General features: G+C 68.6%; 21 protein-coding genes. 9 read left to right on the plus strand and 12 right to left on the minus strand.

The genetic code is table 11. The features are described from left to right. The first annotated feature begins 14 nt into the window (after nt 1-14). A complete protein-coding gene (locus ACXC9Q_RS00660) occupies nt 15-1,148 on the plus strand; it encodes a D-alanyl-D-alanine carboxypeptidase family protein (RefSeq protein ID WP_457054491.1) in 1,134 nt (377 codons plus the stop codon). Nucleotides 1,149-1,151: 3 nt separating this feature from the next. On the opposite strand, the gene ACXC9Q_RS00665 is transcribed toward ACXC9Q_RS00660, so the two are convergent. The 3 genes from ACXC9Q_RS00665 to trpS are packed head-to-tail and all read right to left on the minus strand — an operon-like array spanning nt 1,152 to nt 3,828. Then, a complete protein-coding gene (locus ACXC9Q_RS00665; protein ID WP_457054492.1) occupies nt 1,152-2,192 on the minus strand; it encodes a YihY/virulence factor BrkB family protein in 1,041 nt (346 codons plus the stop codon). A 60-nt stretch (nt 2,193-2,252) separates the two neighbouring features. Next, the gene (locus ACXC9Q_RS00670; protein ID WP_457054493.1) at nt 2,253-2,765 is read right to left on the minus strand and encodes a 2'-5' RNA ligase family protein; all 513 of its coding nucleotides are present in this window, start codon (nt 2,763-2,765) and stop codon (nt 2,253-2,255) included. A 7-nt stretch (nt 2,766-2,772) separates the two neighbouring features. Beyond that, nucleotides 2,773-3,828, minus strand: a complete 1,056-nt coding sequence (gene trpS, locus ACXC9Q_RS00675; protein ID WP_457054494.1) for a tryptophan--tRNA ligase — start codon at nt 3,826-3,828, stop codon at nt 2,773-2,775. 72 nt (nt 3,829-3,900) lie between these two features. On the opposite strand from trpS, the gene ACXC9Q_RS00680 reads away from it, so the two are divergent. Next, nucleotides 3,901-4,446: an alpha/beta fold hydrolase gene (locus tag ACXC9Q_RS00680; protein WP_457054495.1), complete on the plus strand. Its 546-nt coding sequence runs from the start codon at nt 3,901-3,903 to the stop codon at nt 4,444-4,446. A 1-nt stretch (nt 4,447) separates the two neighbouring features. On the opposite strand, the gene ACXC9Q_RS00685 is transcribed toward ACXC9Q_RS00680, so the two are convergent. The 6 genes from ACXC9Q_RS00685 to ACXC9Q_RS00710 form a co-directional block, all read right to left on the minus strand. Next, on the minus strand, nt 4,448-4,849 hold the full coding sequence (locus ACXC9Q_RS00685; RefSeq protein ID WP_457054496.1) for a hypothetical protein: 402 nt from the start codon (nt 4,847-4,849) through the stop codon (nt 4,448-4,450). Between the two features lie 142 nt (nt 4,850-4,991). Further along, entirely contained in the window at nt 4,992-6,341 is a 1,350-nt protein-coding gene (gene ngcE, locus ACXC9Q_RS00690; RefSeq protein WP_457054497.1) for an N-acetylglucosamine/diacetylchitobiose ABC transporter substrate-binding protein, read from the minus strand. 13 nt (nt 6,342-6,354) lie between these two features. Beyond that, nucleotides 6,355-7,245 (minus strand): carbohydrate ABC transporter permease, encoded by an 891-nt coding sequence (locus ACXC9Q_RS00695; RefSeq protein WP_457054498.1) that lies wholly within the window; start codon nt 7,243-7,245, stop codon nt 6,355-6,357. Next, nucleotides 7,242-8,237, minus strand: coding sequence for a carbohydrate ABC transporter permease (locus tag ACXC9Q_RS00700; RefSeq protein WP_457054499.1), 996 nt, complete (start codon nt 8,235-8,237; stop codon nt 7,242-7,244). The genes ACXC9Q_RS00695 and ACXC9Q_RS00700 overlap by 4 nt, the downstream gene beginning before the upstream one ends. 2 nt (nt 8,238-8,239) lie before the next feature. Further along, nucleotides 8,240-9,658, minus strand: a complete 1,419-nt coding sequence (gene ngcE / locus ACXC9Q_RS00705; protein ID WP_457054500.1) for an N-acetylglucosamine/diacetylchitobiose ABC transporter substrate-binding protein — start codon at nt 9,656-9,658, stop codon at nt 8,240-8,242. 23 nt (nt 9,659-9,681) lie between these two features. Further along, a complete protein-coding gene (locus tag ACXC9Q_RS00710) occupies nt 9,682-10,431 on the minus strand; it encodes a sugar isomerase domain-containing protein (RefSeq protein WP_457054501.1) in 750 nt (249 codons plus the stop codon). A gap of 299 nt (nt 10,432-10,730) precedes the next feature. Here ACXC9Q_RS00710 and ACXC9Q_RS00715 point away from each other — a divergent pair, with 299 nt between their 5' ends. Next, nucleotides 10,731-11,720, plus strand: coding sequence for an N-acetylglucosamine kinase (locus ACXC9Q_RS00715; protein WP_457054502.1), 990 nt, complete (start codon nt 10,731-10,733; stop codon nt 11,718-11,720). Here ACXC9Q_RS00715 and ACXC9Q_RS00720 read toward each other — a convergent pair. Then, nucleotides 11,717-12,100, minus strand: a complete 384-nt coding sequence (locus tag ACXC9Q_RS00720; protein WP_457054503.1) for a YciI family protein — start codon at nt 12,098-12,100, stop codon at nt 11,717-11,719. The two genes, ACXC9Q_RS00715 and ACXC9Q_RS00720, sit on opposite strands and share 4 nt — an antisense overlap. Before the next feature lie 155 nt (nt 12,101-12,255). On the opposite strand from ACXC9Q_RS00720, the gene ACXC9Q_RS00725 reads away from it, so the two are divergent. Genes ACXC9Q_RS00725 through ACXC9Q_RS00735 form a run of 3 tightly spaced genes read left to right on the plus strand, consistent with a single transcriptional unit; the run spans nt 12,256 to nt 15,017 of the window. Then, nucleotides 12,256-13,098, plus strand: coding sequence for an alpha/beta fold hydrolase (locus tag ACXC9Q_RS00725; RefSeq protein ID WP_457054504.1), 843 nt, complete (start codon nt 12,256-12,258; stop codon nt 13,096-13,098). Nucleotides 13,099-13,149: 51 nt separating this feature from the next. Next, the gene (locus tag ACXC9Q_RS00730; protein WP_457054505.1) at nt 13,150-13,743 is read left to right on the plus strand and encodes a helix-turn-helix domain-containing protein; all 594 of its coding nucleotides are present in this window, start codon (nt 13,150-13,152) and stop codon (nt 13,741-13,743) included. Further along, nucleotides 13,743-15,017 carry an MFS transporter gene (locus ACXC9Q_RS00735; RefSeq protein WP_457054506.1) on the plus strand — a complete coding sequence of 425 codons (1,275 nt, stop codon included), beginning with the start codon at nt 13,743-13,745 and terminating at the stop codon, nt 15,015-15,017. The genes ACXC9Q_RS00730 and ACXC9Q_RS00735 overlap by 1 nt, the downstream gene beginning before the upstream one ends. Here the strand turns inward: ACXC9Q_RS00735 and ACXC9Q_RS00740 are convergent. Next, nucleotides 14,959-16,287 carry a hemolysin family protein gene (locus ACXC9Q_RS00740; RefSeq protein ID WP_457054507.1) on the minus strand — a complete coding sequence of 443 codons (1,329 nt, stop codon included), beginning with the start codon at nt 16,285-16,287 and terminating at the stop codon, nt 14,959-14,961. The two genes, ACXC9Q_RS00735 and ACXC9Q_RS00740, sit on opposite strands and share 59 nt — an antisense overlap. A 167-nt stretch (nt 16,288-16,454) precedes the next feature. Between ACXC9Q_RS00740 and galT the strand changes: the two genes are divergently transcribed. Together galT and galK are read left to right on the plus strand one after the other, a co-directional pair. Then, nucleotides 16,455-17,501 (plus strand): galactose-1-phosphate uridylyltransferase, encoded by a 1,047-nt coding sequence (gene galT, locus ACXC9Q_RS00745; protein WP_457054508.1) that lies wholly within the window; start codon nt 16,455-16,457, stop codon nt 17,499-17,501. Continuing rightward, nucleotides 17,498-18,625, plus strand: coding sequence for a galactokinase (galK, locus tag ACXC9Q_RS00750; RefSeq protein WP_457054509.1), 1,128 nt, complete (start codon nt 17,498-17,500; stop codon nt 18,623-18,625). Before galT ends, galK begins: the two co-directional genes overlap by 4 nt. On the opposite strand, the gene ACXC9Q_RS00755 is transcribed toward galK, so the two are convergent. After that, nucleotides 18,622-19,434, minus strand: a complete 813-nt coding sequence (locus tag ACXC9Q_RS00755) for a DeoR/GlpR family DNA-binding transcription regulator (protein WP_457054510.1) — start codon at nt 19,432-19,434, stop codon at nt 18,622-18,624. The two genes, galK and ACXC9Q_RS00755, sit on opposite strands and share 4 nt — an antisense overlap. Before the next feature lie 79 nt (nt 19,435-19,513). On the opposite strand from ACXC9Q_RS00755, the gene ACXC9Q_RS00760 reads away from it, so the two are divergent. Next, nucleotides 19,514-20,641: a GNAT family N-acetyltransferase gene (locus ACXC9Q_RS00760; RefSeq protein WP_457054511.1), complete on the plus strand. Its 1,128-nt coding sequence runs from the start codon at nt 19,514-19,516 to the stop codon at nt 20,639-20,641. Nucleotides 20,642-20,722: the final 81 nt, after the last annotated feature.

Here is a 20,722-nt window from a genome sequence, read left to right on the forward strand (position 1 = left end):
CTAGAGTGCGGCCGATGCGTTTGCTTCTGACGGGCTGCGCGGCCGCCGCACTGGTGGTCACCGGACCTCTGACAGCGACCGCCGCCGACCAGGGCTCACAAGGCCCGGTCGGCGGCGACCTGCTGACCGCGAAGCCGACGGTCGTCGCCGACGGGGCGGCACCGCCGGCCGTCCAGGCGTCGGCGTACGTCGTCGCCGACCTCGACACCGGCGCCGTACTGGCCGCCAAAGCACCGCACGCCAAGCTGCGGCCCGCCAGCACGCTCAAGACCCTGACGGCCCTGGTCTTGCTGCCACGCCTCAAGAAGACCGACCAAGTAGTCGGTACAGATGCCGACGCCGGGATCATCGGTAGCAAGGTCGGTGTCTACCCGGGACTGACCTACACGGTCGACCTGCTCTTCCAGGGCATGTTCCTGGCCTCCGGGAACGACGCGGTGCACGCGCTGTGTGCGCACGACCAGGGCGGCATACCGGCGACCATCCAGCGGATGAACCAGAAGGCCGCCGAGATCGGGGCACTCGACACCCACGTGACCGACCCGACCGGCCTCGACGCCGACGGGCAGTACTCCAGCGCCTACGACCTGGCCCTGTTCGCACAGACCGGCCTGGGCCGCCCGGACTTCGCGAAGTACGCGTCGACGAAGTACACGGCCTTCCCGAACGCAGGCAGGGGCAAGGGCACCTACCAGGTCGCGAACCAGAACAAGCTGCTGTTCAGCTACGACGGCGCACTGGGCGTCAAGACCGGCTACACCACCCTGGCCCGCAACACGTTCGTCGGAGCGGCCCGACGCAACGGGCACACGCTGGTGGTCACCATGATGAACGCGCCACACGGCATCACCGAGGACGCCAGCAACTTGCTCACCTGGACGTTCGACAACTACGGCAAGCTCAGCCCCGTCGGCAGCCTGGTCAAGCCCGCGGTGAAGCCCAAGTCCGCACCCGAGCCCGCCGACGGCAAGAAGACCCAGTCCTCCGGCACGAGGCACCCGGCGCGCAGCCGCACAGTCCTGAACCCTGGCCAGGCCGTGCAGTCCCTGGCCTTCCGCGTCCCCGCCTGGGCGTACGCGGGCCCGCCCGTACTGCTCCTGGGCCTCTTCCTCCGCCGCCCACGCACCCTGCGCCGGCGCCGTCACTGAGGCCTAACGCCGAAGCGAGCGAGCGGCCCTGCCGACCTGTGCGGCCAGGATGGACACAGTGACGCCCAGCACTGCACCGGCGGCGACCGCCACGGTGTCGGCCTTCCGCTGCGGCACCGGCACCACCTTGTAGCGCTTCCCAGGCGGCCCCAGCAGCAGCGGCTCCTCCACCGGCTCTGGCTCCGCTGGCTCCGGCTCGGGCTCGGCCTCGCCCGGAGCGCGGGCGTCCAGGGTCGCCTCCTTGGTCCACGCCGCGATGACCATGATCGCGCGCGTCAGCAGGTAGATCCACACCAACAACGCCAGCGGCAGGGCCAGAGTGCCGTACGCCGCGTTCGTCCCGATGACGTGGGTCACATACAGACTGCCGAGCTTCTGCGCGAGGTAGTACAGGATGCCGCCGGCCAGTGCTGCGATCAGCGCTACCTTCCCCGGCAGGATGATCCCCGGCAGGGCCGTCTGCAGGTAGAGGACCAGGATGGCACCTGTCACGATGCCTAACACAACGCTGCAGACGGTCAGAAAGCTCCCGTCCAGATTCGTCCGGTCGACGATCCGCTGTGTCAGCGCGGACAGGACCGCCGAGGCGCCGGTGGAGATCAGGGCGATCAAGCCCAGCCCGACGAGCGCAGCGAAGTCCCAGAGCTTCACCACCACGAAGTTGCCGGGCTGGTCGTCCAACTCGTGCATCGACCGGATCGAGGCACGCATCGAGTCGATCCAGCCGAGCCCGGTGAACAGCAGCGTGACAGCGGAGATCAGTCCGATCGTGCCGGCGTGGGCGATCAGCGAGTCGATGTCGATCTGGTTGTCGATGCCGGGAAGGTTCTGGTGCAGAGTGTCCTTCAGCGTGTCGACCGCTTCGTCGCCGAGCAGCAGACCGGTGATTGCCGCGGCCAGCACGATCAGCGGGAACATCGACAGGAACCCGAAGAAGGTCGTTGCCCCGGCCAACCGGTTGCCCCGGAAGTTGCCGTACCGCTGCCAGGCCCGCCACACCTGGGTCTTGCCGAACCAGTGCCACGCCGCCTTGATGATCCCCATACCGCTCCTGTACCCGAGAGTGCCGGGCCTAGCCTGCCAGTGGACTAGGTTGCCAGTGGACTAGGTTGCCAGCGGGAAGGCGCGCTGCGGCCGCCACACGCCGTCGGCGCCGTGCTCGTAGCGGCTGAAGAACTCGACGTCGAACGAGCAGTCGTACTCGGCCAGGGCGTCGTACGCGCGGTCCAGCGCATCCTTGTCCAGGTCATGGGCGACCGTGACGTGGGGGTGGTACGGGAACCGCAGCTCGACCTCGAGCGGGCCGGACCGGACCTGGGACTGCAGCACCTCGCAGGACGAGATGCCCTCGGCCAGCGGGACGAACACGACCGGCGAGATCGGCCGGAAGGTCGCCGTACCGCGCAGGCGGATCCGGAAGCTCGGGAACCGGGCCGCCACCGCGAGCAGATGCTCGTCGATCCGGCCCAGGTCGGCGTCGTCGATCTCGGTCGGCGGCAGCAGGGTCACGTGGGTGGGGATCGACGCGGCCATCGGATCGCCGAACTCGGCCCGGTACTTCTGCAGCTCCGAGCCGTAGGGTTCCGCGATCGGGATCGCGACACCGATCGTCGCCATCCGGGGCCTACCGGCCCACTGCCGGACCGGGCACGAAGCCCAGCCGGTCGTAGACCCGTTGCAGGGTCGGCTCGGTGACCGCGCGGGCACGCTCGGCGCCGGCGGCCAGGATCCCGTCCAGCTGCGCCGTGTCGTCGAGATAGCCCAGCGTCTTCTCCCGGAACGGCGTGACGAACTCGACCACGACCTCGGCCAGGTCCTTCTTGAAGTCGCCGTACCCGCGGCCGGCGTACTCGTCCTCGAGCTCGCTGATCTTGCGGCCGGTCAGGGCCGAGTAGATGGTCAGCAGGTTGGCCACGCCGGCCTTGTTCTCCGGGTCGAAGACGACGTCGCGGCCGGAGTCGGTGACGGCGGAGCGGATCTTCTTCGCGCTCACCTTCGGGTCGTCCAGCAGGTCGATGATCCCGGCCGCGGACGAGCTCGACTTGCTCATCTTGGCGCTCGGATCCTGCAGGTCCGCAATCTTCGCGGTCTCCTTCACGATGTACGGCTCCGGCAGCCGGAACGTCTTGCCGAACCGGTGGTTGAACCGCTGGGCCAGGTCGCGGGTCAGCTCCAGGTGCTGGCGCTGGTCCTCGCCGACCGGGACGCGGTCGGCCTGGTAGATCAGGATGTCCGCGGCCTGCAGGATCGGGTACGTGAACAGGCCTACGGTGGCGCGGTCGGCGCCGCCCTTGGCGGACTTGTCCTTGAACTGCGTCATCCGGCTGGCCTCGCCGAATCCGGTCAGGCAGCCGAGCACCCAGGCCAGCTGGGCGTGCTCGGGCACATGCGACTGGACGAACAGGGTCGACCGCTCCGGATCGATGCCGGCCGCGAGCAACTGCGCCACCGAGCGACGGGTCCGCTCCCGCAGTTGCTTCGGCTCGTACTCCACCGTGATCGCGTGCAGGTCGACGACGCAATAGAACGCGTCGTGGTCGTCCTGCAGGGCCACCCACTGCCGCAACGCGCCGAGGTAGTTGCCGAAGTGGAAGGAGTCCGCCGTCGGCTGGATCCCGGACAGCACCCGAGGGCGACGCTGGGAACCGGCTGCGGAGGGGTCAGGCGCAGCTAGGGACATGCCCCCGATTCTGCCAGCGCCCCCGGTCCACGCCACACCGGGGCGGTCCCCTCGCCTCATAGACTCGGCCCTATGACTTCGCGTACAGCCGTCGTCCTGCCCGGCGGGCAGAACGGCCCGGCCGCTCCGCTGCCGATGTTCGCCTCCGACGCGGCCGAACAGCGTGGTGCCCGCGTCCTGCCGGTGTGGTGGGACGAGCCCGACCGCCCGCCCAGCCTGAGGGAGGAGGAGCGCGGCCCCTGGGTCCTGCCACAGGCCGCCAAGGCCCTCGACGGTGTCACCGGCGACGTGGTGCTGATCGGGAAGTCACTCGGCGCTTATGCCGCTCACCTCGCCGCCGACCGCAGGCTGCCGGCGATCTGGCTGACGCCGAATCTGACGAGTCCATGGGTACTCGACGGGCTGCGGAGATCCACCATGCCGTTCTTGCTGGTCGGCGGTACGGCGGACGGCGTCTGGGATTCCGCGCTCGCTCGTGAGCTCACGCCGTACGTGCTGGAGGTGCCGGAGGCGGACCACGGGATGTATGTGCCGGGCCGGCTCGCGGAGTCGGCGGCCGTGCTGGGCCAGGTGGCGACTGCCGTGGAGGACTTTCTCGACCAGGTCGTCTGGCCCTAGCTCACCAGGACCAGCCGCGGGACGCCAGCTCCTGTTCCTCGAGCCAGCGTTTCGCTTCGCCGCGCTTCAGGTCGGCCTCCTCGGAGACGCCGGCCATCCGGCAGGCTTCGTCGAGGAGGTCGTCGTACGCGGCCTCGAGGGCCATCAGCTTGTGAGCTTTCGCGTACATCCGGGTGGCCTCGACCCGGCGGATCTCCCCGGCGAGATGACCGAGCCTGGTCTGCAGACGCAGGGTGTCGAACGGATCGGGTTGAGGGGCGGGCCGAGGGTGGATCCGCCCCGCGAGACCGGCCACCGACCGCTGCAGACGGCGGCGCCAGCGCGCGGGCGGCGGCTGCGGCAGCAGGAGGTTGAGCAGCACGCAGAGCCCGAGGAACACGAGCAACAGCACTACCCACTCCATCGATCTCACCTACCCTCTTCGAGGGTAGTTCGACTCGCCGCCGACGGCGAGATCTTTTGCCTGGTCAGGCGCAGGTTCGAGGGGTTCCGTCGCTCGCCGTGTCGGAGCCTTACGGGCTCGTAGTCAGATTGCCCTGAGCCCTTCAGTCCCGGTGGTACTTGGTGACTCTTTTGTCCTGTTTGGTCTGGTCGGCGGCGGACTGAATGCGGGCGGTCCACTCGGACAGTTGCAGGCCGCCGGCGAGGAACTGGCCGGTGGCCTGGGCGGCGGTTTCGGCGAAGGCCGGGTACCAGGTGTCGAAGTACCAGGTGATGACCTGGTCGCCGGCTGCGGTGAGCAGGTCGCGGGCCGAGCGGAGCGCCGTACCGACCTCCAGGCCGTCGGCCGCGCCGCGGACGATCGTGAGCTGGTTGGACTCCGAGGTGACCTGGGCCGCGACGTCCTTCGAGAGCGAGGCCCGCAGGTACTCGAGGCCGCCGGCCTTGTTCTTCGCCTGCTCCGGCACCAGGTACGGCGCGGTCGCCGCGACGTGGAGACCCCGGCCCAGCGCCGACGACCCGTCCAGCGCCGGTACGCCGATCATGGTCAGCCCGAAGTTCTGCGGGATCAGCGCCTTCATCTCGTTCTCGAGCCAGTTGCCGCAGGGCAGCATGCCGGCCTTCGAGGCCAGGAAGCGCTTCTGGGAGCCGATGTGGTCGTAGTCGGTGCTGCCCGGCGCGATCAGCCCACGCTTCGCGAGCTCGCCGACCGCGGTGATCGCGCGGGTGACACTTTCGTCCTTCCAGGCGCCGTCGTCGAGGTTGTCGATCCGCTTCACCACGTCGTGGCCGCCGGCCTTGGCGGCGAGGGTGAGCACCATTTCGAGCACGTAGTACGGATGCGCGCCCGCGTAGACGAACGGGCCGAGGCCGGCCGCCTTCATATCGGTGCCGAGGGCAAGCAGTTCCGGCCAGGTGCGGGGCACGTCCCAGCCGTTGCGCTGGAACAGACTGGCCGAGTACCACAGGCCGTACACGGTGGCGACGTAGTTGACGGTCCGCTGGGTCCCGTCGTACTGTCCGGCGTCCAGCATCCCCGGGAGCAGTCCGTCCTCGACCTTCGCGTTCGCGTTGTCCCAGGCCGGTGCGTTGAGCAACGATCGCAGATCCGCCAGCTGGTTCTCCTTCACCAGCCGGCCGAGCTCCAGCGCCTGGTCCCCGGTGCTCAGCACCACATCCGGCGGATTCCCCGCCGCGAACCGCGGCAACAACGCCTTCGCGAGCTGCGCGTTCACCGTCGGCGACACCGTGGCGCTCGCATACCTCTTCCGGTACGCCGCGGCCGCGAAGCCGCCGTACTCCTCGCCGATCGCGACGTCGACGGGCGCGGATCCGTCGACCATGAACGGGTTCCCGGCCGACGCGGTCGGGCGGGTGGTCGTCGTACCCGACGAGCACCCGCTAAGGACCGCTCCGGCCAGCGCGCTCTGCACCAACGTCCGCCGTGTCAGCATCACGGCAGGCTACCTACTTCACGCCTCCGGCGGTGACGGAGACCTGCAGCTGACGCTGGAAGATGATGTAGACCACCAGAACCGGCGCCACAGTGATCACCACGGCCGCGAACAGGGCGCCGAAGTCCACCGCATAACCGGCTTGCGATGCGAACGAGGCCATGCCCTGCGAGAGCACGTAGTTGTTCGAGTCGCTGTTCAGGGCGACGGGGAGCAGGAACTGGTTCCACAACCCCAGGAAGTTGAAGATGGCGACCGACGCCATCCCCGGCCTGGCCATCGGCAACATCACCGCGAAGAACGTGCGCCACTCACCTGCCCCGTCGATCTGCGCCGCCTCGTAGATCTCGCCTGGCAACGCCTTGAAGAAGCTGTGCAGGAAGAAGACAGTGAACGGCAGTGCGAACGCGACGTAGGTGATGATCAACCCGGGCAGGGTGTTCAGCAGCGCGAGGTTCTTCAGCACGAAGAACAGCGGCACGATCGCCAGGAAGACCGGGAACGTCAGCCCAGCCAGCATGGAGTAGTAGATCAGCCGGTTGCCGCGGAACGAGAACCTGGCCAGCACGTACGCGCACATGGCACCCAGGATCATCACCAGCACCAGCGCGGAGCCGACGACGACCACCGTGTTCGCGAAGTAGCGACCGATGCCGGCCGTCGTCCAGGCGCTGGCGTAGTTGCTGAATTGCAGTTTGCCCGGCAGCGACAGTGGGTTGCCCAGGATCTCCTGCGTCGTCTTGAACGAGGACAGCAGCGTCCACAGCAGCGGCAGGATCACCAACAGCGACCACAGGATCAGCGCGATGTGGGCGGTCGTGGCAACGCGCTTGCCCTCTTGGGCCCGCTTGTCGGGCGCGCGGGACCCGGCGACGAATTCGGCCCGGTCGGCGGTGGTTGTCATCGGCGTACCTTCACCTTCCGCTCACGTCCGCCGGTCAGGGCGTTCACCACGAAGACCACGAGCGCGAACAGCAGCGTCACCGTGGCCAGGACCACGCCCATCGCCGTCGAGTAACCGAACTGCCCCTTGGTGAAGGCCGTGGTGAACAGTTGCTGGGGCATGACCAGCGTCGAGTTCTGCGGGCCGCCGCCGGGGTTCAGCGCCTGCATGTAGACGAAGGCGTCGAGGGCGGCGATGCCGAGATAGATGTACGCCGTCTGCACGTTGTCCCGGATCAGCGGCACCGTCAGGAACACCGCGGTACGGAACCGGCCGGCGCCGTCGATCCGGGCAGCCTCGAACACCTCGGGGTCGATGCCCCGGATGGCCGCGATGAACAGCACCATGTAGAAGCCGACGAAGCCCCAGATCATCACGAACATCGACACCGGCATCGCGGTCCGCGCGTCACCGAGCCACGCGTAGTTCTCGAATTGGTGCAGCCCGATCTTCGACAGCACCGCGTCCAGCAAGCCCGAGCCCGGCGTGAACACCTGGGCCCAGATCAGGCCGATCACGATCGCGGGAATCACGTACGGGAAGAACGAGACGATCCGGTAGAAGCCGGAGTTGCGCAGTCCGCGGACGGTCCCGGTGCCCGAGCCGCCGATCGTCACCAGCGTGGCAAGGGTCAGCGCCAGCACGATCGTCACGATCGGCACGACGATCGCGAGCTCGATGTTGTTGCGCACGGCCTTCAGGAAGATGTCGTCATGAAACAGCTTGACGTAGTTGTCGAAGCCGACGAAGTTCATCTCCGAGCTGAACCCTGACCAGTCGGTCAGCGAGTACCACAGCGCCTGCACGAACGGAGAGACCACGAAGATCACGAAGATCGCCAGCGGCAGGCCGAGGAAGACGACCATGAAGCTAACCCGGTCGAAAGTCAGCGGCCGGCGCCGCCGGGCGGCGGACCGCTTGGGTCCGCCGCCCGGCACGACATCTGGCGTCATGGTCACTTGGTGACCGGGATCTTCTTGACGGAGCTGTCGTTGCGCACCTTGTCCGTGATCTGCTGCAGGCCCTTCGTCAGGCCCGCTGCGTCGAGCTGGCCGGACAGGAACGAGTTCCAGACCACGAGGTTGTCGGTGTTCATGCCGTACAGGCCGACGAACTGGTAGTCGAAGATGTTCGTGCCGGCGGCGTCCAGCATCGCGCTCTGCGACTGCAGCGCCGTCGAACCGAAACCGTCCGCGGGAACAAGACCCTTGACGATCGTCGGCGCCAGCCGCGTCTTGGCGAAGTTGGTCGCCGCTTCCTTGGACAGCATGGCCCGCAGGAGCTCCTTGCCGCCGGCAACGTTCTTGCCCTTCGACGGGACGATGAACGGCTCACCGGCCGCGCTGCGCAGCGACTCGTACGGCAGCTTCGGGCTGTCGGTGAGCGTGGGCTCCGGGATGCCCTTCATGGTGAAGCCCGCCTTGGTGGCCTTCTTCATCTCGTTCTCGATCCACGAGCCCGAGGGGTAGAGGATGGCCTGCTGGTCGTTGCTCCACTTCGCCTGCGCGGCGGTGAACTGGGTGCCGGCGCCGCCGGGGACGAAGTAGCCGTTCTTGACCATGGTCTCCATGGCCTTGAAGACGCTCTGGAGCTGCGGCATCGACCAGCAGTTCTCCTTGAGGTTCTCCAGCGCCAGCCGGACCTCGTCGCCACCCTCCTTGATCGCGGAGTCGACGGCCAGGGTGTGGTAATAGGTCGCGGCTTCCTTGCCCCAGACGAACAGGTACTTGCCCTTCGCCTTGGCCTTGGCGCCGAGGTCGAGCAGCGCGTCGTAGGTCTTCGGCGGCTCCCAGCCGTTCTCCTTGAACAGGCTCTCGGAGTACCACAGGCCGTAGAGGGTGAGCACGTAGTTCATGGCGACGAACTTGCCGTCGAAGGTACCGGGGAGCTTGGCGCCGGGGTACAGGGTGTCGGCGATCTTCGTGCCCTCGTAGTTGTTGGCCTCGAAGACGTCGTCCAGCGTCGCCAGCTGGTCCAGGATCGTGTTGAAGCCGATCTGGTTCGCGCCGGAGTTGTCGATCAGGTCCGGCGGGTTGCCACCGACGAAGCGCGGCTGCAACTGCTGGGCGATCTGGGTCGACGGAGCGACCTTGAACGTCGAGCCCGCGAACTTCTGCTGCGCGATATTGGCCGCGAACGACACGTAGTCGTAGCCGTACCCACCGTTGAAGATCACCGCGTCAACGGTCGCCTTGTCGGCCATGCCGAACGGGTTGTCCGCGGTCTTGTCGGCGCCGCCACCGCTGGAACCGCTGTCGTTGCTGCCGCTACCGGCACAGGCGGCCAGAAGCGTGCTGCCGCCGGTCGCCAGCAAGGTGCCGACCGCTGCGCGCTGCAGGAACAGGCGCCGCGACAGGTTGTTGGGAGTGGTCATAGTCCTGCCTTCCAAGGAGTGTTTCACGCAGTACGCCGGATGCGACCGGCATACCGTGCTTCAAGGGCGTGGTTGTGTTCGTCGCCACCGGGGATGTTCGCAGACAGGTAGACCGGCGGCGTCTCGCCGGCGTCGGTCATCCGGCGCAGTACCTCGGCGACCAGCATCTGGGCGATCAGCGCGGCGGTGATGGACGACACCGCGCAGACCTTGCCACCGCCGTCGGGCAGGTCGAGCACGGAGTCGCCGTACGGCGCGTGGTTGTCCAGTACGACGTCGGCGAAGTCGATCAGCTTCTTGCCGGACGGGTGGCGCGAGTCCATCCCGCCGGTGTGCTGCAGCGAGGTGATCGCGATCAGCGGGTGACCCTTCTCCTTCACCACCGAGGCCAGCTCGACGATCGAGCCGTTCACGCCGGAGTTGGAGGCGATCACGAACAGGTCGCCCGGCCGGGCCGCGGACAGTTCATAGAGCTTGCGGGAGTACGACGGGTCGCGCTCGAGCTCGGCGCTGCGGAGCAACTCGGGGGGCTCGCCGCCGAGCAGGACAAGGTCGCGCAGCGCGATCCGGTTGGTCGCGATCAGGCCGCCGGCGCGGCCGGCGATCTCCATCGCCAGCGCCTCGGAGTGGCCGGAACCGAACGCCTGGATGACGCCGTCGGCGCGCAGCGCCGTGGTCATCAGGTCCGCGGCCTGCTGGATCGGTCCGTCGATCTGCTCGGTGACCGCGGCCATGATCGGCGTCAGCGTGTGCACATAAGCCTGCGCGCTCATACCCCCGGGCTGCCCCGGTCCCCCGTGCTTACTGCTGGCCATCAGCGGCCCCACCCCTCGATTAATCTGTTCGGTACGACACTCCTGGTGCCGACAAGTGCGCAAGTGTGCGGTTTGCTGGACAGAACTTTTCTTACCTAGCAGCTAAAGTCAAGGCCGATCTCACTCTTCTCGCCGGATCGGAACCGTTGCGTAACCTTGTTCTCTTGTGCTTGCCGAGAGGCTCTTTTGAGCAGTTTGGAGCATTGCGTATGCCCGTCGAACGCCCGCTGCCGGAACCTGCCGACCCAGTGGTCTTGATGCCAGCGACTGCACTGGTTCTGGGCGGCGACCTCGGCGGCACCTCCACCCGGATCGTGATCGCGGACTCTGACGGCAACGTGGTCGGCCGAGGTGCCGCCGCGGGTGGAAACCCGACCAGTCATCCCGCAAGTGCGGCGGCCAACTTCGGTCAGGCGCTTCACGCGGCACTGGCCGGACTGGACCCGACCGCGGTCAAAGCGGCGGTCGTCGGTGTCGCCGGCGGCTCGGCGCTGGGGCGGCCCGACGTGGCAGCCCAGTTCGACGCCGCCTGGTCCGGCGCAGGTCTGACCGTCACACCCGACTTCATCGGCGATCTCGAGGTGGCCTTCGCCTCCGGTACGGCGGAACCGGACGGGACCGTGCTGATCGCGGGAACCGGGAGCAACGCCGGTCTGATGCGCAACCACCAGCTGGTGCGGACCGCCGACGGGCACGGCTGGCTGCTCGGTGACGACGGGTCCGGATTCTGGCTCGGCCGGGAGGCAGTGCGCAGTGTGCTGCTCGCACTGGATCTGGGCGAACCACTCGGCCTGCTCGGGCAATCCGTCGTACAGGCGATCCTGCCCGACCGGGACGAGCAGGCGATCGCGTTGCGCGACGGATACGACGTACTGCGGGACGATGTGATCCGCACGGTGAACAGCCGGCCACCGGTCCTGCTCGCAGAGTTGGCACGGGTCGTGGTGGCGGCGTACGAGCAGGACGACGAAACGGCACGCGCTCTGGTGAAACGCGCAGCCGAACTGCTCACAGCGACAGTCGGCCGGCTCAGGACAACGTCGGACAAAGGCCCGATGGTGCTCGCGGGCAGTGTCGCGGGAGAGGCCTCACCGGTCGGCCGGCTGATCCGGGAGGCCATTCATCAGCACTTCTCCGGCGAGGTCCTGACCGCCAGGGACGGGGTCGGCGGCGCCACCTGGCTGGCCCTCGGCGCCCTCGACCCCGCCCTCGCGACCGGGGACAACCACACCCGGCTGGTCAGCTAGTCGAAGACCGAGGCCGGGCGGACCTCCACCGCGACGAACTGAGCCTCCGGGATGGTGGCTGCGATCTCCTCGGCCCGCTCAGGGGTGGCGACATCGATGAGGAAGACGCCGGCGAGTTGCTCCTTGGCCTCGGAGTACGGGCCGTCGGTGGTCGCCCGGACGCCCTTGCGGACACGGACGACCCGGGTGCTGGACGGCGGCTCGAGCGGCACGGCGTTGACCAGCTCGCCAGAGGTGTCCAACTCGTCGAGGAGGCTGTTCAACTGCGCCTCCAGGGCATCGCGGGCCTTCTTCGGCAGCGCCTGGCCCTCGTCGGTGTACAGGAACGACGGGTGTCCCCAGGTGATCGGGTTGCTGTGGATGAGCAGCAGGTACTTCATGACTGGTTCCTTTCGGAGTCTGAGTGGATCTTCGCAGCAGAGGTCGGAGGCGGCCGGCAGGACTCGACATTTCACCTCCAGGCAAAATGTCGACTCCGTCCGCGGGCTTCCGACGTACCGCTCGCCAAGACCCCGACGAACCTAAGGTGAGCGATATGGACGAGACGGACCTCCAGTTGGCGGACGGCCGGACCCTGCACGTGTACGACAGCGCGCCCGGCGACACCGCCCGGCTGACGGTCGTCTGGCACCACGGCACGCCGAATCTGGGCGTCCCGCCGGAGCCGCTGTTCGAAGCCGGCGACTGGCTTGGCATCCGATGGGTCTCGTTCGACCGGCCCGGGTACGGCGGTTCGACGCCGGCACCCGGACGCACGATAGCCTCGGTCGCGGCCGATCTGACCACAGTCGTGGACGCACTCGGGGTCGGCACCTTCGCGCTGATGGGCTACTCGGGCGGCGGCTCGTACGCCCTCGGCTCGGCCGCGGTCCTCGGCAAGCGGGTCGAGGCCGTCACCACGTTCGCGGCCATCGCGCCGTACGACGCTGAAGGTCTCGACTGGTACGACGGGATGATCCCGTCCGGACTGGCGTCACTCCGGGCCGCGGCCGCGGGGCGGTCGGCGAAGGAGCGGTACGAGGCGTCCGGGGTGGAGTACGACCCGGAGTTCACCGAGGCGGACCTGGCCATGTTCGACGGGCCGTGGGGCTGGCTGGGGTCAGTCGCGGGGGACAAATCGATGCCGAACGGTCCGGACGGGCTGATCGACGATGACTGTTCCTATGTGGTGCCCTGGGGCTGCGACCCGGCCACGATCACCGCACCGACCCTCCTCGTCCACGGCACGGACGACGGCATCATCCCCAGCTCCCACGGCCGCTGGCTGGCCGATCATCTGCGCACCGCCGACCTCGACCTCCGTCCCGGCCTCGGCCACATCTCCGTCCTGGCCCACGCCGAGGACGCCCTCGAGTGGATCCGCGAACAGACCGGCTGACATTCCAAGCAACGGCTTGACATCTGATTCAGGCTGTCGCATATTCCAAGCATGTCTTTGGAGAAGGATCCGCGGCGGACGCGGTTGCTGGCTGATCCGCTGGCTATTCGGGCGATGGCCCATCCGGTCCGGCTGGACCTGCAGTCGCTGCTCGGGCGGGAAGGGCCGATGACCGCGGCCGACGCGGCCCGGCGGCTCGGCATCAGCCAGGCGCTGGCGTCGCATCACCTGCGGCAGCTGGCGAAGTACGACTTCATCGAGCCGGCGCCGGGCAAGGACAACCGGGAGCGGCCGTGGCGGCTGGTGTCGACCTCGCAGTCATGGCGTGACGCTGTCTCGACACCCGAGGGCGCTGCGGCGGCCGACGTGCTCGAGCAACTGCTGGCCGAGCGGGCGCTGGAGCGCCTCAGCCAATGGCAGCAGCAACGCACGACCGAGGACGGGGTCTGGCAGGACAACTCGGGCATCGGGCAGAGCGGGTTCTACCTGACCGCCGAGGAACTGTCCGAGCTCGTCACCCAGATCGACGCTTTGCTGCAGCGGTACGTCGACGAGCGGCCGATCGACGACAAGTCCACCCGCCCGCCGGGCAGCCGCCATGTCTCCATCACGCAGATCGTCACCATCACACCTGAGGAGCAGTGATGAAGGACTTGTGGGGTGTCCTCGCACGGCAGCGCGACTACCGGCTGATGCTGAGCGCCGGGCTGATCTCGCTGATCGGCGACTGGCTGCTGCGGACCGGGCTCGCGTTCCAGGTGTATGTGCTGACCGGATCCACGCTGGCCTCCGGCGGGCTGCTGCTGGCGTCGTTCGTGCCGCCGGTCGTGCTCGGTTCGCTGGCCGGGGTCTTCGTCGATCGCTGGGACCGGCGGAAGACGATGATCGTGACGAACGTGCTCAACGCGCTGGTGCTGCTGCCGTTGCTGGCCGTCCGCGACGAGAGCGCGATCTGGATCGTGTACGGCGTCGTCCTCGCGCAGAGCTGTTTGCAGCAGTTCTTCAGCCCGGCCGAGCAGTCGTTGGTGCCGGTGCTGGTCGACACCGAGCAACTGGTGACGGCGAATGCCTTGAACGGTCAGATCCGTGACATCGCCCGCTTGGTCGGCGCCGCCCTGGGCGGCGTGCTCGCGGCGCTCGGTGGCCTCACCCTGCTCGCGTTGGCCGATGCCGGCACCTTCCTGGTTGCCGTCGTCCTGATCGCCGGCATGCGGCATCGCCGTACCCCACATGAGCACGACGAAGCGAGCGCGGCCGAGGAGGCCGGCGGGGCGATCCGCCGGTTGCGGGCCGAGTGGACCGAAGGCCTGCGGCTGTGCGTCGCGGGCCAGGCGATGCGGCTGTTGTTCGTCTTCTGCCTCGTCACCGGTGTCGGCGAAGGGATCATGAGCACGCTGTTCGCACCCTTCGTCAGCTCCGAGCTGGGTGGCGACGGTACGGCGTACGGCCTGATCGTCTCGTCGCAGGCGATCGGCGGCATCGTCGGCGGCCTGGTCGCCGCGGCCATCGGGTCACGGTTGCCTGCAGCAACAATGTGGGAAGTCGGCGCCTTCTTCTTCGGCCTGGTCGACCTGACGCTGTTCTGCTACCCGCTGATCTCGGACAGCCTGATCCCGGCCTTCGCCTGCATGATCGTCGTCGGGCTCCCTGGCGCCTTCACGGTCGCCGGCATGATGACGGTGTTCCAGAACCTCACCCAGGACGGCACCCGCGGCCGCATCTTCGGCGCGATCACCGCCACCGAGTCCGTCGCCGTCCTGGTCGGCATCACCTCGGCCGGCTTCCTCGGCGACGCCGTCGGCATCATCCCCGTCCTGGTCTTCCAGGGCCTCGGCTACGTCGTCGGCGGCCTGGTCATCCTCAGTCGCCGGCAGGTGCTGGCTCCTCGGCCGGAACCGGCTCCTCCCCTGACGGTTTGAGGCGGTGGATCCGGACCCGGGCCACCCGGCGGCCGTCCATCTCGATGACGGTGAGCGTGTGACCGTCGACGCGGGCCTCGTCACCGGTTGACGGCACCTTGCCCAGTTGGGCGGCGAGGAAGCCGCCGACGGTTTCGTAGGGGCCGTCGGGCAGTTCGACGCCGGTCTCGTCGGCGAAGTCGTCGAGGTTGAGCAGGCCGTCGACCTCGATGTCGCCGCTGCGCAACCGGGTGGTCTCGCCGGACTCCTCGTCGTACTCGTCCTTGATGTCGCCGATCAGTTCCTCGACCAGGTCCTCCAGCGTGACGATGCCCGCCGTACCGCCGTACTCGTCCAGGACGATGGCCAGGTGGGTCGACACCCGGCGCATCTCGGTCAGCGTGGGCAGCAGCTTCGCGGTGTCCGGCAGCATCAGCACCTCGCGGCACAGGTCGCCGACCCGGACCGAGCGGGACGCGACCGCCGGGTCGAACAGGTCCCGGACGTGGACAAAGCCGACGATGTCGTCGGCCGAGCCGTTCATCACCGGGTAGCGCGAGTGCGGCCGCTCGGCGGCGAACTTGACCGCCTTGTATGCCGGCATCTCCGCGTCGACGAAGTCCACCTCGGTGCGCGGCAGCATCAGCTCGCGGAGCTGCCGGCCACCGGCCTCGAACACGTCGTCGACGATCCGGCGCTCCTCCTCGCCGAGCGACTCGTGCGCGGAGACCAGGTCGCGCAGTTCCTCGTCGGACATCACCTCGCGGTTCGCGTTCGGGTCACCGCCGAGGGCGCGGACCACCAGGTCGGTCGACCTGGACAGCAGCCAGATGACCGGGCGGGCGCCGGAGGCGATCTTGTCGACCAGCGGCGCCAGGCCGAGCGCGAACGTCTCGGCCCGCTGCAGCGCGAGCCGCTTGGCCGCGAGCTCGCCGATCACGATCGAGACGTAGGAGATGCAGATCGTGATCAGCACCAGGGCGAGCGTGTTGGCCACCGACTCGGGCAGGCCCAGCTTCTGCAGGTGCGGGGACAGGCCGTCGGCGAGCGTCGCGCCGCCGAAGGCGGCGGACAGGAAGCCCATCAGGGTCACGCCGATCTGGACGGCGGACAGGAACCGGTTCGGGTTGGCGGCCACCTTGGCCACGATCTCGCCGCGCCGGCCGCGGTGCGACAGCGACTTGAGCTGGCTCTCGCGCAGCGAGACCAGCGCCATCTCGGCCGCGGCGAAGACCCCGCCGATCAGCACGAAGACCAGGATCAGGACGATGTTGAGCAGGGTTTCGTTCATGGTTCGGAGTTCCTAACGCCCTCTCGTCGACAGTCGAGAGGGCGTGCGTAGGGCGTAGTCGTCCATCCAGCAAGCCTAGCGGTGGCCCGTATCATGCTGCATGTTCGAGTTTGTTGGTTTACGATGATTCCTGGCCGTCCATGTCGTACGGCCGGGAGGGTCAACCGATGAAGACACCGCGCGGGGTACGCCGGACCGACACCAGACTGTCCGACGGACGCGAGCTGATCTACTACGACCCGGCCGACGCACCGGTCCGGGTGCCGCTCGAGGACACCCGTGGACTGCCCGCCCCGCAACCACAGGTCGACCTGCGGACCGACCCGCTGACCGGTGACGTGATCACCTACGCGACCCACCGCAACACCCGCACCTACCTGCCGCCGGCCGACCAGTGCCCGCTGTGCGCGAGCAAGCCGGGCAACCCGACCGAGATCCCGGACCACGACTACAACGTGGCCGTGTTCGAGAACCGGTTCCCCTCCTTCGCCGGCCCGGGCCGGACCGAGGTGGTCTGTTTCACCAGCGACCACAACCAGTCGTTCACGCACCTGTCCCAGGGCCAGGCCCGGCTGGTGGTCGACACCTGGTCCGACCGGACCGCCGAGCTGGGCGCCCGCGACGACGTCGAGCTCGTCTTCCCGTTCGAGAACCGCGGCCGTGAGATCGGCGTGACGCTGAGCCACCCGCACGGCCAGATCTACGCCTTCCCGTTCCTGCCGCCGCGGATGCGCACCCTGATGGCGCGGGCCCGGCAGCACCAGGAAGTTGCCGGCAGCAACCTGTTCGCCGACGTCCTGGCCGCGGAACGGAAACAGGGCAGCCGGGTGATCGCCGCGAACGGCAACTGGACCGCGTTCGTGCCCGAGGCCGCCCGCTGGCCGGTCGAGGTGCACCTCTACCCGCACCGTCAGGTCTTCGGCATCGACGAGCTGTCGGTCGGCGAGCGCGACGACTTCGCCGAGCTGTACCTCGACGTCCTCCAACGACTCGACGGCCTGTACGGCGATCCGCTGCCCTACATCGCGGCCTGGCACCAGGCCCCGGTCCGGATCGACCGCGAGCTCGGCTACCTCCACCTCGAGGTGTTGTCGATCCGCCGGGCCGCGGACAAGATCAAGTACCTGGCCGGCTCGGAGTCCGGGATGGGCGCGTTCATCAGCGACACCCGGCCCGAGGACGTGGCCGAGACCCTGCGGAAGGTGGGTTCGTGAGTTTCCAGGACGTCTTCGGTACGGCGCCGGACGGCAGTTGGCGCGCTCCCGGCCGGGTCAACCTGATCGGCGAGCACACCGACTACAACGACGGCCTGGTCCTCCCGATCGCCCTGCCGAACCGGATCGTGGTGACCGCCTCGCAGCGCGACGACAGCCGGATCGCGGTCGCGTCCACCGGGCACAAGGGCATCACCGAGTTCGCCATCGACGAACTGACTCCGGGCTCCGTCAGTGACTGGGCGGCGTACCCGGCCGGTGCGGCCTGGATCCTGCGCGAGTCCGGCTACGCGATCGGCGGCGCCAACCTGCTCGTCGACTCGGATCTGCCGTCCGGCGCCGGCCTCTCGTCGTCCGCGGCACTCCTCTGCGCGACCTCCGTCGCCCTGCTCGGCCTGCGTGGCATCGAGGTCGACCCCGCCGAGGTCGCGCGGCTCGCCCAGCGCGCCGAGAACCAGTACGTCGGCGCCCCGGTCGGCCTGATGGACCAGATGGCGTCGATGTGCTGCACCGCCGGTCATGCCCTGTACTTCGACATCCGCGCGATGTCCACCGACCAGATCCCGTTCGACCCGGCGGCCGACGACCTCGCGCTGCTGGTCGTCGATGTGAAGGCGCCCCACCGGCACGTCGACGGCGAGTACGCCGCCCGCCGGAAGAGCTGTGAGCAGGCCGCGGCCGAGCTCGGCGTACCGGCCCTGCGGTCGATCGCGTACGACGACCTCGACGACGCACTCGCCCGGTTGAGCGACGACGTCGTACGGCGCCGGGTGCGGCACGTGGTCACCGAGATCCGCCGGGTCGAGGAGGCGGTGGCGTTGATGCGGGCCGGTCGGCTGCAGGAGGTCGGGCCGTTGTTCACCGCGTCGCACGCGTCGCTGCGGGACGACTTCGAGATCACCGTGCCCGAGCTGGACGTCGCGGTCGACACCGCGCTCGAGGCCGGTGCGCTCGGCGCCCGGATGACCGGCGGCGGCTTCGGTGGCTGCATCATCGCGCTGGTCGCGGCGGACGCGGCCGAGTCCGTCCTCGCGGCGATCGAGAAAGCCTTTGCGGACCACGGTTTCACCCCGCCGAGCTCTCTCGCAGCAACTCCGTCAGCCGGAGCGTCCCGCCTCAGCTAGGAGGCGATGACGAGCTCGCAGCCGGTGTCGCGCATGGCTTTGCGGGCGGCGGTGGACAGGCCGTTGTCGGTGACGATGACGTCGAGGTCGGCCCAGGTGGCGAAGGTGCTCAACCCGACCGTTCCCCACTTGGTGTGGTCCGCGACCACGACCACCTCGCGGCTCGCGGCGATGAAGGACCGGTTGGTCTCGGCTTCCATCAGGTTCGGCGTACTCAGTCCGTGCTCGGCGTCGACGCCGTGCGCGCCGAGGAACAACAGATCGAGATGCAGTGAGGCCAGCGCGGCGGTGGCGATCGGGCCGACCAACGCGTCCGAAGGAGTGCGGATACCGCCGATCAGGACCACCGTGCGATCCGAGCGGCTGTTGCCGTGGAACACATCCGCGATCCGCGCCGAGTTCGTGACGACTGTCAAGTTCTCCACCCGCAGCAACTGACGAGCCAGCGCGTACGTCGTCGTACCGGCACCGATCCCGATCGCGCTGTCCGGCTGGACCCGGCCGGCCGCCTCGGCCGCGATCGCCTGCTTGGCCGCGGACTCCTGCGTCAGCTTCGCGTCGAAGCCGGGCTCGTGCGCGCTGCGCAGCCCGACCGACGTGGCGCCGCCGTGCACCTTGTGCAGCAGCCCGCTGGAGTCGAGCGCGTCCAGGTCGCGCCGGATCGTCATGTCCGACACCCCGAACCGATCGACCAGCTCGGCGACCGTGATCGCGCCGCGACTGTTGACCTCGGCAACGATCGTGGCCTGCCGCTGGGCGGCCAGCTGCCCACCCCGGCCCCGCGACGGCTCCGTTCCGGCTGCATTCACGTCCACAGCCTAGTGTCGAAACCCGCCGCTGTCAGGGAAATGCCGTTGCCTCGCCGGTGGCACCGCGTCACCCTGGAGCATGCGATTTCCCGAGGACGTTCCGGTCCTGACCGACGGCGTGGTGACCCTGCGTGCGCACACGACGGACGACATCGAGTGCGTCTACGACATGTGCCAGGACCCGGAGATGCAGCGCTGGACCACCATCCCAGTGCCCTACGACCGCCAGAACGCGGTCAACTTCGTGACCGAGATCGTGCCGATGGGCTGGCGGGACGGTGGCTCCTGGGCCTGGGCGATCGAGTACGACGGACGCTTCGGCGGCACCGTCGATCTGCACGACGGGCAGGGCGGGGTCGGTGAGATCGGGTTCTCGGTCGCGCCCTGGGCTCGGGGCGCCGGGGTGATGACGCGCGCGGTCAAGCTGGTCGTGCGGCACGCGTTCGACGTCTTCGGCTGGGACCGGGTGATCTGGCGGGCGTTCACCGGCAACTACGCGTCGCGCCGGGTCGCGTGGAAGTGCGGGTTCCGTGGCGTGGTCGTCGTACCGGGTGGTGGGCTGGCGCGCGACGTCCGGCGGGACGAGTGGATCGCCACGATCGGCCGCGACGACGAGCTCGAGCCGCAGGGCAACTGGTGGTCGGTGCCGGAGCTCGAGGGTGGCGGGATCCGGTTGCGTGCGTTCCAGCCGACGGACACACCGCGGATCACGGAGGCGTGCAACGACGAGCGGACGCAGTACTGGCTGCCCGGCCTGCCGTCGCCGTACCAGCTGAGCGACGCCGAAGGGTTCATGCGGAGCCGGCAGGACACCCTCGCGAGTGGCGAAGGAGTGCCGTGGGCGATCGCGGACGCGGCCTCGGATCAGCTGCTCGGCTGTGTGAGTGTCTTCGATCTGAACAACCGGATCGACAAGACGATGGGCGAGATCGGCTACTGGCTGCACCCCGATGCGCGCGGCCGCAAGGTGATGTCGACCGCGGTCGGGCTGGTGATCGAGCATGCCTTCCGGCCGGTCGCCGACGGCGGTCTGGGGCGACGCCGGCTGGTGCTGTTCGCTGCCGAGGGCAACACCGCGTCGGCGCATGTTGCCGAGGTCAACGGCTTCACCGCGGTGAGCACCGAGCGACTGGCCTCGCCACGGCGCGACGGCGAGTTCCTGAACCTGCTCGGCTTCGACCTGCTCGCCACCGACCCCCGCCCCTGACCGCACGTCACCATTCAGGGGTTGACCCCTGAAGGTGGTTTGGCGGGGCCTGGGGGTTGCGGCGGGCTTGGCGGAAGCGGT

It is taken from the genome of Kribbella sp. CWNU-51 (assembly GCF_054073265.1).

Bases quoted from the DNA above. Each gene is read 5' to 3' on its own strand.
- ACXC9Q_RS00715 (WP_457054502.1), top strand. From the start codon at position 10,731: ATGCCAGCGACTGCACTGGTTCTGGGCGGCGACCTCGGCGGCACCTCC.
- ACXC9Q_RS00735 (WP_457054506.1), top strand. From the start codon at position 13,743: ATGAAGGACTTGTGGGGTGTCCTCGCACGGCAGCGCGACTACCGGCTG.
- ngcE (WP_457054500.1), bottom strand. From the start codon at position 9,658: ATGACCACTCCCAACAACCTGTCGCGGCGCCTGTTCCTGCAGCGCGCA.
- ACXC9Q_RS00700 (WP_457054499.1), bottom strand. From the start codon at position 8,237: ATGACGCCAGATGTCGTGCCGGGCGGCGGACCCAAGCGGTCCGCCGCC.
- ACXC9Q_RS00680 (WP_457054495.1), top strand. From the start codon at position 3,901: ATGACTTCGCGTACAGCCGTCGTCCTGCCCGGCGGGCAGAACGGCCCG.
- ACXC9Q_RS00695 (WP_457054498.1), bottom strand. From the start codon at position 7,245: ATGACAACCACCGCCGACCGGGCCGAATTCGTCGCCGGGTCCCGCGCG.
- ACXC9Q_RS00665 (WP_457054492.1), bottom strand. From the start codon at position 2,192: ATGGGGATCATCAAGGCGGCGTGGCACTGGTTCGGCAAGACCCAGGTG.
- ACXC9Q_RS00730 (WP_457054505.1), top strand. From the start codon at position 13,150: ATGTCTTTGGAGAAGGATCCGCGGCGGACGCGGTTGCTGGCTGATCCG.
- ACXC9Q_RS00725 (WP_457054504.1), top strand. From the start codon at position 12,256: ATGGACGAGACGGACCTCCAGTTGGCGGACGGCCGGACCCTGCACGTG.
- ngcE (WP_457054497.1), bottom strand. From the start codon at position 6,341: ATGCTGACACGGCGGACGTTGGTGCAGAGCGCGCTGGCCGGAGCGGTC.
- ACXC9Q_RS00710 (WP_457054501.1), bottom strand. From the start codon at position 10,431: ATGAGCGCGCAGGCTTATGTGCACACGCTGACGCCGATCATGGCCGCG.
- ACXC9Q_RS00720 (WP_457054503.1), bottom strand. From the start codon at position 12,100: ATGAAGTACCTGCTGCTCATCCACAGCAACCCGATCACCTGGGGACAC.
- ACXC9Q_RS00685 (WP_457054496.1), bottom strand. From the start codon at position 4,849: ATGGAGTGGGTAGTGCTGTTGCTCGTGTTCCTCGGGCTCTGCGTGCTG.
- galT (WP_457054508.1), top strand. From the start codon at position 16,455: ATGAAGACACCGCGCGGGGTACGCCGGACCGACACCAGACTGTCCGAC.
- ACXC9Q_RS00670 (WP_457054493.1), bottom strand. From the start codon at position 2,765: ATGGCGACGATCGGTGTCGCGATCCCGATCGCGGAACCCTACGGCTCG.
- trpS (WP_457054494.1), bottom strand. From the start codon at position 3,828: ATGTCCCTAGCTGCGCCTGACCCCTCCGCAGCCGGTTCCCAGCGTCGC.
- ACXC9Q_RS00660 (WP_457054491.1), top strand. From the start codon at position 15: ATGCGTTTGCTTCTGACGGGCTGCGCGGCCGCCGCACTGGTGGTCACC.
- ACXC9Q_RS00740 (WP_457054507.1), bottom strand. From the start codon at position 16,287: ATGAACGAAACCCTGCTCAACATCGTCCTGATCCTGGTCTTCGTGCTG.
- ACXC9Q_RS00760 (WP_457054511.1), top strand. From the start codon at position 19,514: ATGCGATTTCCCGAGGACGTTCCGGTCCTGACCGACGGCGTGGTGACC.